The sequence below is a fragment of the Gordonia oryzae genome, from assembly GCF_003797185.1.
In the GTDB taxonomy this organism is placed as follows: Bacteria; Actinomycetota; Actinomycetes; order Mycobacteriales; family Mycobacteriaceae; genus Gordonia; species Gordonia oryzae.
Genome location: NZ_RKMH01000003.1, coordinates 92,256 through 106,909, shown reverse-complemented (window position 1 = coordinate 106,909; position 14,654 = coordinate 92,256). Strand labels below are relative to the sequence as shown.

Annotated in this window: 11 protein-coding genes; 3 read left to right on the top strand and 8 right to left on the bottom strand. The window is 67.1% G+C overall.

Features of this window, described 5'->3' with window-relative positions; translation table 11 throughout:
• The first annotated feature begins 158 nt into the window (after positions 1 to 158).
• Positions 159 to 1,379: an acyl-CoA dehydrogenase family protein gene (locus tag EF294_RS04680; RefSeq protein ID WP_123926112.1), complete on the top strand. Its 1,221-nt coding sequence runs from the start codon at positions 159 to 161 to the stop codon at positions 1,377 to 1,379.
• Positions 1,380 to 1,507: 128 nt separating this feature from the next.
• Here EF294_RS04680 and EF294_RS21645 read toward each other — a convergent pair whose 3' ends face one another.
• From EF294_RS21645 to EF294_RS04650, 7 genes are all read right to left on the bottom strand, one after another.
• Complete coding sequence (locus EF294_RS21645; RefSeq protein WP_148083261.1) at positions 1,508 to 1,729, bottom strand: hypothetical protein; 222 nt, start codon at positions 1,727 to 1,729, stop codon at positions 1,508 to 1,510.
• Positions 1,730 to 1,960: 231 nt separating this feature from the next.
• Complete coding sequence (locus EF294_RS04675; RefSeq protein ID WP_425459395.1) at positions 1,961 to 3,244, bottom strand: Nramp family divalent metal transporter; 1,284 nt, start codon at positions 3,242 to 3,244, stop codon at positions 1,961 to 1,963.
• Between the two features lie 70 nt (positions 3,245 to 3,314).
• Entirely contained in the window at positions 3,315 to 6,092 is a 2,778-nt protein-coding gene (locus tag EF294_RS04670) for a molybdopterin-dependent oxidoreductase (RefSeq protein ID WP_123926681.1), read from the bottom strand.
• A 2-nt stretch (positions 6,093 to 6,094) separates the two neighbouring features.
• Positions 6,095 to 6,919 (bottom strand): FAD binding domain-containing protein, encoded by an 825-nt coding sequence (locus EF294_RS04665; protein ID WP_123926110.1) that lies wholly within the window; start codon positions 6,917 to 6,919, stop codon positions 6,095 to 6,097.
• A gap of 8 nt (positions 6,920 to 6,927) precedes the next feature.
• Positions 6,928 to 8,292: an 8-oxoguanine deaminase gene (locus tag EF294_RS04660; RefSeq protein ID WP_123926108.1), complete on the bottom strand. Its 1,365-nt coding sequence runs from the start codon at positions 8,290 to 8,292 to the stop codon at positions 6,928 to 6,930.
• Positions 8,293 to 8,355: 63 nt separating this feature from the next.
• Positions 8,356 to 9,834, bottom strand: coding sequence for an MFS transporter (locus EF294_RS04655; protein WP_246007706.1), 1,479 nt, complete (start codon positions 9,832 to 9,834; stop codon positions 8,356 to 8,358).
• 220 nt (positions 9,835 to 10,054) lie between these two features.
• Positions 10,055 to 10,474, bottom strand: coding sequence for a hypothetical protein (locus EF294_RS04650; protein ID WP_123926105.1), 420 nt, complete (start codon positions 10,472 to 10,474; stop codon positions 10,055 to 10,057).
• A gap of 86 nt (positions 10,475 to 10,560) precedes the next feature.
• On the opposite strand from EF294_RS04650, the gene EF294_RS22655 reads away from it, so the two are divergent.
• Both EF294_RS22655 and EF294_RS04640 read left to right on the top strand, forming a co-directional pair.
• Positions 10,561 to 10,857, top strand: a complete 297-nt coding sequence (locus tag EF294_RS22655; protein ID WP_123926103.1) for a citrate/2-methylcitrate synthase — start codon at positions 10,561 to 10,563, stop codon at positions 10,855 to 10,857.
• A 231-nt stretch (positions 10,858 to 11,088) separates the two neighbouring features.
• Positions 11,089 to 14,478 carry a pyruvate carboxylase gene (locus EF294_RS04640; RefSeq protein WP_123926678.1) on the top strand — a complete coding sequence of 1,130 codons (3,390 nt, stop codon included), beginning with the start codon at positions 11,089 to 11,091 and terminating at the stop codon, positions 14,476 to 14,478.
• Here EF294_RS04640 and EF294_RS21320 read toward each other — a convergent pair.
• Entirely contained in the window at positions 14,475 to 14,639 is a 165-nt protein-coding gene (locus EF294_RS21320) for a hypothetical protein (protein ID WP_185090960.1), read from the bottom strand. The genes EF294_RS04640 and EF294_RS21320 overlap by 4 nt on opposite strands.
• Positions 14,640 to 14,654 lie beyond the last annotated feature (15 nt).

Below are 14,654 nucleotides of genomic sequence, written 5' to 3'. Positions count from 1 at the left end.
CGGGCGATCAGGAGCGACCGGCGTCCGACGACCCTGGAGGCAAAGACGCAAAATTGTCGTTCTGTGTCTTGACGCTGATCGTGACTGCTGACACAGTTAAACTGAAACACGTTCTCATGGCAGCCGACGGTGCTGTCCGATGATTCTGCGAGGTGTCGATGTTCGAGTGGTCCGAAGAAGATCTGATGGTGCGCGACGCCTTGCGGGCGTTCATCGACAAGGAGATCCGCCCGCACATCGACGAACTCGAAACCGGTCAGCTTCCGCCCTACGACATCACCCGAAAGCTGTTGTCCACCTTTGGTGTCGACGCGATGGCCAAGGAGTCGCTGGAAAAGGAGCTAGAGGCCGAGGCCGCCGGTGAGAAACCCTCGGGCGGCGGCGGAGCCGGCATGGCCGGGTCGATGTTCATGATCGTCAACATCGAACTGGCCGGGGTCTGTCTCGGTCTCGTCGGCTCGATGGGCGTCAGTATGGGCCTGACGGCGTCGGCGATCCGGGGCAAGGGCACTCTCGCGCAGAAGAAGCGGTGGCTGCCGGAACTGGTCACCATGGAGAAGGTCGGGGCCTGGGCGATCACCGAACCCGACTCTGGCTCCGATGCCCTCGGCGGAATGAAGACCACCGTGCGCCGCGACGGTGACGAGTACCTGCTCAACGGGCAGAAGACCTTCATCACCAACGGCCCGTACGCCGATACCATCGTCGTCTTCGCCAAGCTCGACGACGGCTCGGACACCCCGATGCGCGATCGCAAGGTGCTCTCGTTCGTCCTGGACAAGGGAATGCCCGGACTCACCCAGGGTAAGGCGTTCAAGAAGATGGGCATGATGAGTTCGCCCACCGGAGAGCTGTTCTTCGACAACGTCCGCCTCGGCCGCGACCGGCTGCTCGGCGAGACCGAGGACACCGGTTCCGACGCGCGCGGCTCCGAGGGGGCGAAGTCCGGTTTCACCGCCGAGCGCATCGGGATCGCGGCGCTGTCGATGGGCATCATCAACGAATGTCTGCGTCTGAGTGTTGATTACGCGAAGAACCGCAAGCTGTGGGGTCAGGAGATCGGCCGCTTCCAGTTGATCCAGCTCAAGCTTGCCGAGATGGAGGTGGCGCGGATCAACGTGCAGAACATGCTCTTCAGTGCGATCGAACGGGCCAAGGTCGGTAAGCCGCTGAGTCTGGCCGAGGCATCGGCGATGAAGCTCTACTCGTCGAAGGCGGCCACCGATGTCGCGATGGAGGCCGTCCAGCTCTTTGGCGGCAACGGCTATATGGCCGAGTATCGCGTGGAACAACTTGCGCGCGATGCCAAGTCGTTGATGATCTATGCCGGCAGCAACGAGATCCAGGTGACCCACGTAGCCAAGGGGCTCCTGGCCTAACTCCGGCGACGCAGCGAGACCGTCCGGTGCGGTGGTCGGTCGGGGCCCGATTCTCCGGAGCCGACCACTGCGCCGAGATGACGGGCTCGGCACCCGCCATGCAGGGCGGTGTACCGCGTCGAACACCATCACCGGCACCACAACCGTGCGTTCTGCGGACAGATGACCTCGAAGAGATCATCGGCCGAGGGGGATTCGCGACCAGTGTCACCCGGGTACTGGTTGATGAGCCGACCGAGGTGCCACAACAGTGTGGTGGCGGCGATCAGCCCCGCGGCGGTGCCGATGGCCGCGACCTCGATGAGGACCGCCGCCGCCGGGCGAGCTGATCGCCGCCGATGCCCACACACACTGGCCGCTTGTGTTGAGTACCGATATCGACTCGCCCTGCTTCCTGCTGACCCCCCGCACCCGGAGCGAGGAACGCCTTTCGGACAGGCTCCCGATGCCCGATATCGGTGGCCGTGCGGTGGTCGAATATCGGCAGGCTCGGACGTCGGGCGCATCGAGCGCTTGACCAACGCTGGCCGTGCTGTTTGCGGGTGCCAACAATTCGGCGTGTGGGGGTGTCGCCGGTCACCTCACGCGCCGGTGAACACCAGCACGATCAACGCGATGTTGAGCAGCACGATCATTGCCGAGGCGAGGGTGGCCAGGATGCGCAGCGGCCAGCCGTCGGCGAATTCGCCCATGATCGAGCGGTCGGCTGTCAACCGGCCCAGCGGGATGATCGCGAACGGGATGCCGAAACTCAGCACGACCTGTGAGAGCACCAGTGCCAGTGTGGGATCGACCCCGATCGCGAGAACGACGAGAGCGGGGACCAGCGTGACCAGGCGGCGAACCAGCAGCGGCACCCGCTTGTGCAGAAGCCCGGCCATGATCGCCGCACCCGCCGACGACCCCACCGAGGTCGCGGCCAGGCCGCTCGCCAGCAGGCCGATGGCGAAGATGGTCGCCATCGTCGGCCCCATCGAATCGGCCACGGCATGGTAGGCGCCCTCAATGGTGTCGGTGCCCTCTTTGCCCAACAGATTCCGCGCGGCCAGGAGCAGTAAAGCGATGTTGACGGCGCCGGCGATGATCAGCGCGATGACCACATCCCAGCGGGTGACGCGCACGAGTGTGCGTCGCTGGGACAGGCTTTCGGTGACCCCGTGGCGATCGATGACCAGCGCCGAATGGACGTAGATGGCGTGCGGCATGACCGTCGCACCCAACATCGACGCCGCGAGTAACACTGTCTCGGGTCCCTCGAGACGGGGGATCATCCCGCCGAGCACATCGCCGGCGGTCGGCGGGTTCACCACGAGCCCGGCGAGGAAGCCGACCACGATGATGGCCAGCATGCCCACGATCACCGTCTCGAAGGCGCGTTGCCGACGAGGGTTCTGCAGCAGCAACATCAGCGTCGAGACGATCCCCACGATCACCCCGCCCAGCACGAGGGGAAGATCGAACAGCAGTTGTAGTGCGATGGCGCCGCCGAGGACCTCGGCGAGGTCGGTGGCGATCGCCACCACCTCGGCCTGAGCCCAGAATGCCTGGCGTTTGCCTAGACTCAGCCGCTCTCCGAGGAGACCCGGCAGACTACGGCCGGTGACGATGCCGAGTTTGGCCGACTGGTACTGAATGAGCATCGCTATGAGATTGGCGACGACGAGCACCCACACCAGCAGGAAGCCGTAGCGTGCGCCGGCGGTGATGTTGGCGGCCACGTTGCCGGGATCGACGTAGGCAATGGCTGCGACGAAGGCGGGGCCGAACAGCGCCATGTGACGAAGCGAGCGTATGCGACGCCCGCGTATGCGACCGCGCGCCGACTCGGCCCCCGTTCCGCTCTCGCGGGTGTCCACCTGGCTCACCAGCCCAATGTGGCATGCCGATGGCCAGTGATCAAGTCCAGCGAAACAAAAAGTTCGGCCTTCCGAAAAATCATGCGCGACCGAGTCGCCAGATTCGGTCGCGGGACATCGGCGTCTCGTACGGGCGGGTGCCGATGGCGCGTCGGATGGCGTTGGCCAGAGCCGCCGCCACGGGGTTGAACGGCGATTCGCTCATCGACTTCGCGCCGTAGGGCCCAAGGCGGTCGGAGGTCTCGGCGAACATCACCTCGGTGACCGGGATGTCGGCCATCTGCGGCACCCGGTAGGTCCGCAGGACCGGTGTCAGCGGTGCGCCCTTGCCGTCGAGCATGATCTCCTCGTACAGCGCCGAGCCGACGCCTTGCGCCACACCGCCTTCCACCTGGCCACGACATTGCTCGGGATTCATCACCGTTCCCGCGTCGGCGGCGTGCACCGACTGCAGGATCTTCACCGCGCCCGTCTCGGTGTTCACCGCGACCCGAAAAGCCTGGACGTTGAACGCGATCGAGCGCAGATCGCCCCGTTCGAGGCCGGTCGCCACGACGCGCGGACCGGTCGCCGACTCCTGCCGGTCATCGGCGCCGACGGCGGCGATGAGCTCGCCGAAGCCGATCACCGTGGCGTCGACGAGCGCTCCGTCCGGACTCAGCCGCACGTCGGCGGCATCGTGGCCCGACAGTCTCGTGGCGGCCTCGACCAAGAGTTCGCGCAATCGCACGGCCGCGCCATATACGGCCTTGCCGGCCACCGTGGTGCCGGCCGACGCGAACGCCCCCGTGTCATAGGCGGCGGCGTCGGTGTCGCCGTGGCGCAACGATACCCGGGACAACTCGGTGGACATCGTGCTCGCCACGATCTGCGCCTGCACCGTCGTGGTGCCGTTGCCGAATTCTGCTGTGCCCGAACCGATGTGGTAGCGGCCGTCGGCGTCGACAGCCACCGTGACGGTGGCATGGTGCCCGCGCGGGGCCATCGTCGCGATGGCGGCCAGCGCCATACCCTCGCCGACCCGCCACTGCGGACCGGCCGGCGCGGCCACACCATTGCCGCGTGCCAGGGCGGCCTGCGCGAGGTCCAGACACTGGTCGAGACCGTAGCTGCCGTACACCAGGTCGTCCTCGGGCTCGGGGTGGGCGATGAGCAGCGGATCGCCGTCGGCCACCGCATTACGTCTGCGCAGCTCGAACGGATCGATGTCGAGCGTCAGCGCCAACTCGTCCATCGCGCTCTCGATCGCGAAGATCACCTGTCCCAACCCGTATCCGCGGAACGCACCCGACGGTGGATTGTTGGTGTAGACGACCTCGGCGTCGATCCGCTTCACCGGGCAGTTGTAGACCGACACCGATTCGGCGCACGCATGGAACATCACCCCGATCGCGTGGTTGCCGTAGGCGCCGGTGTCGGACAGGACGTCGACCTTCATCGCGGTCAGTCGACCCGTCTCATCGGCGCCGAGTTCCACCCCCACCCGGAACGGATGCCGGTAGGTGGTGCGCGTCATCTCCTCCGTGCGCGTCATCTCGTAGGCGACCGGCCGGCCGGTGCGCAGGACGGCCAGCGCGACGAGATCCTCGGTGAGCAGTTCCTGTTTGCCGCCGAAACCACCACCGACGCGTGCCGCGAAGACCCGAATCCGCTCGGGCGGCATCTCGAGCAGTAACGCGAGTTCGTCGCGCACCAGGAACGGCACCTGGGTGCTGGTCCGTAGCACCAGACGGCCGTCGTCGTCGATCCAGCCGAGGGTGCCGTGGGTTTCCAACTGGGCGTGCGACACCCGCCCGGTTTTCCACATACCCCCGACTCGCGCCGCCGAGTCCTCCAGTGCGGCAACAACATCACCACCGAAACCGTCGTGGAATGCCGCGATCACGTTGCGGCCGGCGTCGATGACACGATCCTCGGGAGTGCGGTCGGGATGCACGAGTGCCGCGCCCGGCAGCCGGGCCTCCTCCGGATCGAACACGGCGGGCAACAGCTCGTAGGTCACCTCGATGAGGCGACACGCCTCCTCGGCGGCCGCCGCGGTGTCGGCGACGACGGCGGCCACGCGCTGGCCGACGAATCGCACCACCGGATCGAGGACCAGGGTGTCGTCGGGATCGTCGTCGCGGGACTCGTGCCGAGCGGTGGAGAACCGGCGGGTGCTCACGTTCTCGTGGGTCAGGATGAGCGAGACGCCGGGCACCGACGATGCCGCCGCGGTGTCGATGGCGGTGATCCGGGCGTGCGGATGCGAGGAGCCGAGTACGCGCAGGAACTGCGTACCGGGCACGTCGATGTCGAAGGTGTACGGCTCGGTGCCGGTGACGACGCGCTGCGCGGCAAGGGGATTGGCGGACGCGCCGACGCCGCACGAGGTCGCACAGGTTTCGGCGGCGGTCGGGGTTTCCGAACAATGTGCGCGTTCGGTTCGGGCGACGCCGTCGCGGATGGCGGCGTCGACGGCCCGATAGCCGGTGCAGCGGCACAGGTTTCCCTTCATCCGCCGCGGTAGGTCGTTGAGGTCGGCGGGCTCGAGAGTGGACGCGGTGACGATCATCCCCGCGGTGCAGAAACCGCACTGGAACCCGAAGTTGTCGACGAAGGACTGCTGCATGGGATGCAGATCGCTCGGAGTGCCCAGGCCCGAGACCGTGGTCACCGACGCCCCGTCGGCGCGCACCGCCGGAAAGATGCACGAGTGCACCGGTGTGCCGTCGACCAGCACCGAGCACGCGCCGCAGTCGCCGGCGTCGCAGCCCTTCTTGACCTCGAAATGACCGTTGTCGCGCAACAAGGTTCGCAGGCATTGGCCCGGGCGGGGTCGGGTGTCGACGGATTCGCCGTTGATCTCCATGTGCACGGTCACCACCCCCGACCGGGGTCGGCGGCGAGCTCTGCGCGGATCTCGTCGGCGAGCACCGCGCTGACCGCGCGGCGCCAGTCCGCGGAGCCGAGCGGGTCGGTGTAATAGCCCGGCGCGGAGTCGATGTCGGCGCGCAGTACCTCCGCATCGGGCAGCATCGGATAGCGCAGTACCGTCGGCCACCCGGTGGCCGCGGTGATGCCGAAGAGCGCGGTGCCGTCCTCGTCGACGCGCCCGGTGACCACCGCACCGGAACGCCCGAGCTCGGCGAGCGCGATCTTGCGCATGCCGGTGCGGGCACGCAACGCGTGGCCCGGAAAATCGATGGCGCGCAGCACCTCTCCCGGTGCCAGGGTGTTGGTTCCGTTGCCGGTGACCAGTTCGGCCACCGGCACACGGCGCTCACCCCCGCCGGGACACCAGATCAGTGCCTCGGCATCGAGGGCGACGGCCAACGACACCATCGACGCGGCCGCGAACGAGCGGCAGATATTGCCGCCGACGGTGGCCACATTCCAGATCTTGAACGACGCCAACAATGCTGTCGCACACTGGAAGAACAGGGGGTGGGCGCGCCAACCGGGCCGCTCGGGCAACGAGGCGAGAGTCGCGATCGGGCAGGTGGCCGCGACACGAAGACCGCCATCGGGCAGATCCTCGATATCGGACCACCCCATCCCGGTGATGTCGACGACGCCGGACGCGTCGACCTGCGGCTCGCTGAAGAACCACGTTCCGCCCGCGACTATTCGCTCGCCGGGCGTCAGCGCCAGGTCGGCTCGGGTACGTGCGAGGCGATACGAGGTGACGGTGTTGAGGTCCACGGCTCCTCCTATCCGGCCTTGTCCAGCAGGCGACGACGCTCGGCGGCGCAGTCGGCGGCCACTGCGTCGAGGTCGGCGGTCGCCAGGTCGTTGTCGGTGACGATGCGGCGCCCGCCTACCCAGGTTCCGCGAATCGGTGGGATGGCGCCCAGGACCAGAGCGGCGACCGGGTCGTCAATGCCCGCGTGCGCGAGTCCGCTGATGTCCCACAGCACGAGATCGGCGAGTTTGCCCACTTCGATCGACCCGATCTCGTTGTCCCGACCGAGGACCCGGGCGCCACCGAGGGTGGCCAACTCGATCGCGGTGCGGGTGGTCAGAGCGGTCGGGCCGCCGCGGGCACGTGCCATCAAGACCGCCTGGTGGGCCTCCTCGAGCAATCGCGCCGACTCGTTGGAGGCCGCGCCGTCGACACCGAGTCCGACGGGTACCCCGGCGTCGACGAGGTCGCGGGTGCGGCAGATCCGGTTGCCCAGACGGGCATTGGAGGTCGGACAGTGTGCGACCCCGGTCGAGGTGGCGGCCAGACGTGCGATCTCGTCGTCGGCGAATTCGATGCCGTGCGCGAACCACACGTCGTCGCCGACCCACCCCACCGACTCCATGTACTGCAATGGAGTACAGCCGAAATGCTGGTCGCAGTAGGTGTTCTCGTCCGGTGACTCGGCCAGATGGGTGTGCATCCGCACACCGAGTTCGCGTGCCAGCGAGGCGGACTCGCGGAGCAGGTCGGTGGTGACCGAGAACGGCGAGCACGGAGCGAGAGCGATCTGCAGCAGGGAACCAGGGCTCGGGTCATGCCAGCGTGCGACGGCGTCGGAGCAGGCTTCGAGGATCTCGTCGATGCCCTGCACCACCGAGTCGGGAGGCAGGCCGCCGTCCTTCTCCGAGAGGTCCATCGACCCGCGGGTCGGATGGAATCGGACGCCGATGGTGGCCGCCGCACCGATCTCGGCGCCGAGGAGATCCCCGCCCTCCCGGGGGAAAACGTAATGGTGGTCGGTGGTGGTGGTGCAGCCAGACATCACCAGCTGGCCGAGGCCACCCAGCGCGGCGGTGTGCACCGCGGTCTCGTCGATCCCGGCCCAGATCGGGTAAAGCGTCGTCAGCCACTGGAACAGCGTGTGATCGGCGGCGAGCCCTCGGGTGATCCACTGGTAGAGGTGATGATGGGTGTTCACCAGGCCCGGGGTGAGCACACAGCCGCTTCCGTCGACGTGGGTCACCTCTGGGGGCAGGTCGTGGATCGAGTCGGTGGACACCGCGGTGATGGTGGCGCCGTCGATCAGCACTGACGCCGACGACAGCTCTCGGCGGTGCTCGTCGACGGTGATGACGTGTGCGTTGTGAATGAGGGTTCCAGCCACCGCCACACGCTACGACGGCTCGGTTACGGCGATATTTCGGCGCGGATGTCGTGGGCTGACTCGAGGCGATCAGGGCTCGAGGCGATCGCGACCGCCGAGCACCGCGACCGCCTCGATCTCGAGTCGAGGCGGCGTGGGGATCGCCATGGCCAGCGCTGCGGCGACGACACAGGCGACCAGCGACACGATCGACGCGATGAGGTAGCCGTTGGTGTCTGGGACGACGATCGCGCCCCCGGATACCGGGATCTGCACCACTGACCAGGTCGGTACCATCCCTACCACCGCGGCGGAGGTGGACGTGCCGACCACGCGCATGAGTGCGTTGACCCCGTTGGCCTCGCCGGTCTGCGCGACCGGCACTGCGCGCATGATCAGTGCGGGCATGGCCGAGTAGGCGATGCCGAGGCCCGCTCCGGTGAGGCAGGCGACGATGAGCATGATCCACCACGTGAATCCGCCGGTGAGCAGGAGGACGAGGAACACGACGTAGCCGAGGCCGATCACCAGGCCGCCGACCGCCAGCGAGACACGAGGACCCGCGCGGCCGGTCAGCCAGGCGCTGACATGGGAGAACACGAACATGAGGATGCCGCTGGGGGCGAGGACGAGGCTGGCCATCAGCATGTCGAAGCCCAGACCGATGGGTGCGCCCGCCGGTGCCATGAGGAGTTGGATGGGCATCAACTGCATGGAGTAGAACGCGAATCCGGTCGCCACCGACGCGATATTGGTCAGCAGGACCGGCGTGTCGAGGGCGACGCCCAAGTCGATCAGAGGGGTGCGGTGGCGCCGCTCCCAGCGCCACCAGGCGGTGGCGACGACCAGAAAGGTGATCGACACGCCGAGGGTCGCCGCGGAGGCCCAGCCCCAGCTCGCGCCCTTGGAGAGCGGAAGGAGCAGACACACGAGCGTCGCCGCCAGCCCGACGGCGCCGAGAAGATCGAAACGGCCACCGGCCAGGCCACGAGTCTCCGGCACGGTCAGGGCTATCCCGACCGCGGCCGTGCCCGCGGCGGCGGCGCACAACCAGAACAAGGCGTGCCATCCGACGTGCTGGGCGATGAACGCACTCACCGGCAGTCCCAGTGCCCCGCCGATGCCCAATGATGCGCTCATCGTGCCGACCGAGGATCCGAGGTGGCGGGCCGGCACGATGTCGCGCATCGCGCTGATACCCAGTGCGATGGTGCCGAATCCGAGTCCCTGCAGTCCGCGTCCGATGAGGAAGGGCAGCAGTGCACTGGAGAGCGCACACAGGATCGATCCGGCTGCAACGCATCCCATGCTGGCGAGCAGCATTCGTCGTTTGCCGTACATGTCACCGAGTCGTCCGCTGATGGGGGTGACGACCGCGCCGGTCAGCAGGGTCATCGTGAGTGCCCAGTTGGTGTCCGACGGAGCGGCGTGTAGGAGGTCGGGCAATTGCGGGATCAGCGGCACGATGATCGTCTGCATCAAGGCCACCACGATCCCGGCCGCGCACAGCACCACCACGGCTGCGCGCGGGTGGGTTTGCGGGTGGCTCCCGCCCCCCGCGCCCGCTATCCCCGAACCCGTTCCTTGGTAACCCCCAGCGCGATTCGTCGCCGACACCAGCATCAACCTCCACCGATCACGCTATCCGACGCCACCGAACGAGCGATCGGTGGCGTTACCGGAGGGAATCACATGGGCGCCGGGCGGTAGGGGCGGCATCGGGGATGGAGGAGCAGCAGCGATTCCTGATGGCTGCTGCCGGGCCCGGCGACCGCCGCGGCCACGCGGTTCAGGATCTCGCACTGCGCTGCTCGTTCGAGCGGGTTGCCTGCCTGCTCTGGCACGGCGAACCGCCGACGATGCCGAGCCGGCAGCCGTCACGCAGCGCGAGCGAGCGCTCCATCGGCTCGACTGTTCGACGATGGCCGTGCTGGCCCGGACTCCGTAGGACTGCCATCCGATGGATGTGGTGCGCCCCGCGATCAGCTTCCTTGGGCACGAGGACCCCGCGAGGGAACGTGTCGCCGGCGGCGAATCTCCTGAGGCGCAAAGCATGTTCGCGATCCTGACGACCACCGTCGGGCATCCGGAAACCGGCGGCGCTCTGCGCTGCACACAGGTTCACTACTTCCGAGTTCGCCGAGCGCGTGATCGTCTCCACGTAGTCCGACATCCAGGGCGCGGTCACCGCGGCGATCGCTGCACTCAAGGGATCGCCGCACTCAAGGGATCGCCGCACCCAAGGGATCGCCGCACCCATGGGATCGCTGCACCCAAGGGGCGAACGAGGCGGTCATGTACGACATGATCGGAATTGATCGCCCCGAACGTGTGCGGGAATGGTGCACGGCCACACTGTCTCGAAAAGAGAAAATCATGGGATTCGGTCATCGGGTGAACAAGAATGGCCATTCTTTGCGTGTCCACGATGTGCGTCGTGTCCGAGGACACCTCGCACCATGGTGGCGATACCCGGTGGCTCGCCGGCTATCACGGATTCGCCGACGAGATGTCGAGCCCCACGGCAGCAAACCCAATCCCGACTTCCCGGCCGGTCCGGCCTCACGCCTGACGGGATTCGACATCGCCTAGTTCACAACTATTTTCGTGATGAACCCGATCGTCGGCCGGCCCCCACGCCCCAGTGAACAGACCCGCGGCCAATGCCCTGATCCGTCCACTGTCCTCCTACGACTGAGTGCCGCACCGCATTCTCATTGCTGGACTGTGCCCTTCCCGTGGACTCGGCGGGATAGGGTCACCGTGGGGGCATGTGCATCGGGTCCATATGTGGCGGGACAACGACAGAAACGGATGAGCAGCATGTTCGACAAGGTTCTGGTGGCCAACCGTGGTGAGATCGCGATCCGGGCGTTTCGCGCGGCGTACGAGCTCGGTGCCCGCACCGTCGCGATCTTCCCCTATGAGGATCGCAATTCGCTGCATCGATTGAAGGCCGACGAGTCTTATCAGATCGGCGTCCCCGGGCATCCGGTGCGCGCGTATCTCTCGGTCGACGAGGTGGTGGGCGCGGCGCAGCGATGCGGCGCGGATGCGGTGTATCCCGGCTACGGGTTCCTCTCGGAGAACGCCGGTCTCGCACGGGCATGCGCGGCGGCCGGCATCACCTTCGTCGGTCCCAAGGCCGACGTGCTCGACCTGACCGGCAACAAGGCGCAGGCGATCGCGGCGGCACGGGCCGCGGGTCTGCCGGTGCTGTCCTCCTCGGAGCCGTCGTCGGATGTCGACGAGTTGGTGACGGCCTCGGAACAAATGCAGTTCCCAGTGTTCGTCAAAGCGGTGGCCGGTGGTGGTGGCCGCGGAATGCGGCGCGTGGACGACCCGTCGACTCTGCGGGAATCGATCGAGGCTGCCTCGCGCGAGGCGGAAGCGGCCTTCGGTGATGCGACAGTATTCCTCGAGCAGGCCGTCATCAATCCCCGTCATATCGAGGTGCAGATCCTCGGCGACACCCACGGCGACGTCATCCACCTGTTCGAGCGGGACTGCAGTGTGCAGCGGCGTCATCAGAAGGTGGTGGAGCTGGCTCCGGCACCTACGCTCGATCCGGTTCTGCGCGAACGGATCTGTGCCGACGCGGTCGCCTTCGCCCGGCACATCGGCTACTCGTGTGCGGGTACGGTCGAGTTCCTCGTCGACGAGCAGGGCAGATACGTCTTTATCGAGATGAATCCGCGAATTCAGGTGGAGCACACGGTGACCGAGGAGATCACCGATGTGGATCTGGTGGGTGCACAGCTTCGGGTGGCCTCGGGTGAATCGTTGGCCGATCTTGGTCTAACGCAGGACGCGATCACCGTGCACGGCGCGGCGATGCAATGCCGGATCACCACCGAGGACCCGGCCGCCGGTTTCCGGCCCGACGTCGGGCGGATCTCCGCTTACCGCACGCCGGGGGGTGCCGGTATCCGTCTGGACGGTGGAGCCAACCTTGGCGGTGAGGTCAGCGGCCACTTCGATTCCATGCTGGTCAAACTGACCTGCCGTGGCCGGGACTTCGCCACTGCCGCGCGCCGGGCCCGACGGGCATTGGCGGAGTTCCGGATTCGTGGTGTGGCCACCAATATCCCGTTCTTGCAGGCGGTTCTCGACGATCCGGATTTCCGGGCCGGGCGGGTGACCACCTCCTTCATCGACGAGCGGCCCTGGTTGCTGACCACCGGCGGATCGGCCGATCGCGGTACCCGCATCCTGGAATACCTCGCTGACGTGACCGTCAACAAGCCGCACGGAGAGCGGCCGTCGACGGTGTACCCGCGGGACAAGCTGCCCGCCATGGAGCGCTCGCTGCTCGGTGCGCCGTCTGCTGGTTCCAAGCAGCAGCTGACCGAGCTGGGCCCGGAGGGATTTGCCCGGGCACTGCGTGAGTCGCCGGCTGTCGGGGTCACCGACACGACCTTCCGTGATGCCCACCAGTCGTTGCTGGCGACACGGTTGCGGACATCGGCGCTGATCGCCGTGGCCCCGTATGTGGCAGCGCTGACTCCGCAGCTGCTGTCGGTGGAGTGCTGGGGTGGTGCGACCTACGATGTGGCGCTGCGTTTTCTGAAGGAAGATCCGTGGGATCGGTTGGCGCAGCTGCGCGAAGCGATGCCCAACCTCTGCCTGCAGATGCTGTTGCGCGGCGCGAACACCGTTGGCTATACCCCGTATCCGACGAAGGTGACCACCGCGTTCGTCGCCGAGGCGACCGCCACCGGTGTGGACATCTTCCGGATCTTCGATGCGCTCAACAACATCGAGCAGATGCGCCCGGCGATCGACGCGGTCCGCGAGACGGGCACGGCGGTCGCCGAGGTGGCGATGAGCTACACAGGTGACCTGGCGAACCCGGCCGAGGATCTCTACACCCTGGACTACTACCTACGGCTGGCTGAGCAGGTCGTCGACGCAGGTGCGCATATCCTGGCCATCAAGGACATGGCCGGTCTGCTGCGCGCGCCTGCGGCGAGCACGCTGATCACGGCCCTGCGCAGGGAATTCGATCTCCCTATCCACGTGCACACCCACGACACTCCCGGTGGTCAGCTCGCGACCTATCTGGCGGCGGTCACTGCCGGTGCCGACGCGATAGACGGGGCGTCGGCGGCGTTGGCCGGTACGACCAGTCAGCCCCCGCTGTCGGCAATCGTGGCCGCCTTCGCGCACTCCGAGCACGACACCGGTCTGGATCTGAATGCGGTGTGCGACCTCGAACCGTATTGGGAGGCGATTCGAAAGGTCTACGCGCCCTTCGAGTCCGGAATTCCAGGACCCACCGGGCGGGTGTACTCGCACGAGATCCCGGGCGGCCAGCTCAGTAACCTGCGGCAGCAGGCGATCGCCCTGGGCCTCGGTAATCGCTTCGAGGCCGTCGAGGAAGCCTACGCATCCGCCGATGCGATGCTCGGCCGTGTGGTGAAGGTGACGCCGTCGTCGAAGGTGGTCGGTGATCTCGCGCTGGCACTGGTCGGGCAGGGTATCGAGCCGCGTGACTTCGCGAATGATCCGGCCGCCTACGACATCCCGGATTCGGTGATCGGATTTCTGCGCGGTGAGTTGGGTGACCCACCCGGCGGATGGCCGGAACCGTTGCGCACCAAGGCGCTCGAGGGCCGCCGCCCCGCCGAGCCGGTGGTCGACCTCGCCGCCGAGGACTCCGCCGCGCTTGATGTCGCGGGGCGGACCCGGCAGGAAACGTTGAACCGCTTGCTGTTCCCCGGTCCCACCAAGGAGTTCACCGAACACCGGGAAGCGTATGGCGATACCTCACGGCTCTCGGCGAACCAGTTTTTTTACGGGTTGCGTTATGGCGAAGAACACCACGTTGAACTCGAACCCGGTGTGGTGCTACTGATCGGCCTCGAGGCGATCAGCGACGCCGACGAGCGCGGTATGCGAACCGTGATGTGTGTGATCAACGGCCAACTCCGCCCGATCGCGGTGCGAGACCGTGCGATCGACTCCGCGGTGGAGGCTGCCGAGAAGGCCGACCGGGCCAATCCGGGTTCGGTCGGGGCCCCGTTCGCCGGTGTGGTGTCGATCTCTGTGGAGGTCGGCGACGAGGTGGCTGCAGGTGCGGCGATCGGCACCATCGAGGCCATGAAGATGGAGGCCACCATCACCGCACCCGTCGCCGGGAAGGTCACTCGCGTCGCGGTGGGTGCGGTCACCTCCGTGGCACCCGGGGACCTGCTCATCGAAATCGGTTAGGCCCGCCGGCCGCGGTCGCCGGGCGTTCCGATCTCGGCGACCAGCGCGCCGATCGTGATGCCGATGCGCAGGCTCGTGAAGGTCGCGGGCATGCTGCGCGACAGTTCCGGATTCGCAACGGATTCCCTCTTTCGGCGCCGGGGCTGGACGAAGGTACTCATGCCAGAAGGGGGCTC

Excerpts from the sequence above, each read along its gene's own strand:
- EF294_RS04680 (WP_123926112.1), top strand. The coding sequence starts at position 159 with ATGTTCGAGTGGTCCGAAGAAGATCTGATGGTGCGCGACGCCTTGCGG.
- EF294_RS22655 (WP_123926103.1), top strand. The coding sequence starts at position 10,561 with ATGTACGACATGATCGGAATTGATCGCCCCGAACGTGTGCGGGAATGG.
- EF294_RS04640 (WP_123926678.1), top strand. The coding sequence starts at position 11,089 with ATGTTCGACAAGGTTCTGGTGGCCAACCGTGGTGAGATCGCGATCCGG.
- EF294_RS21320 (WP_185090960.1), bottom strand. The coding sequence starts at position 14,639 with ATGAGTACCTTCGTCCAGCCCCGGCGCCGAAAGAGGGAATCCGTTGCG.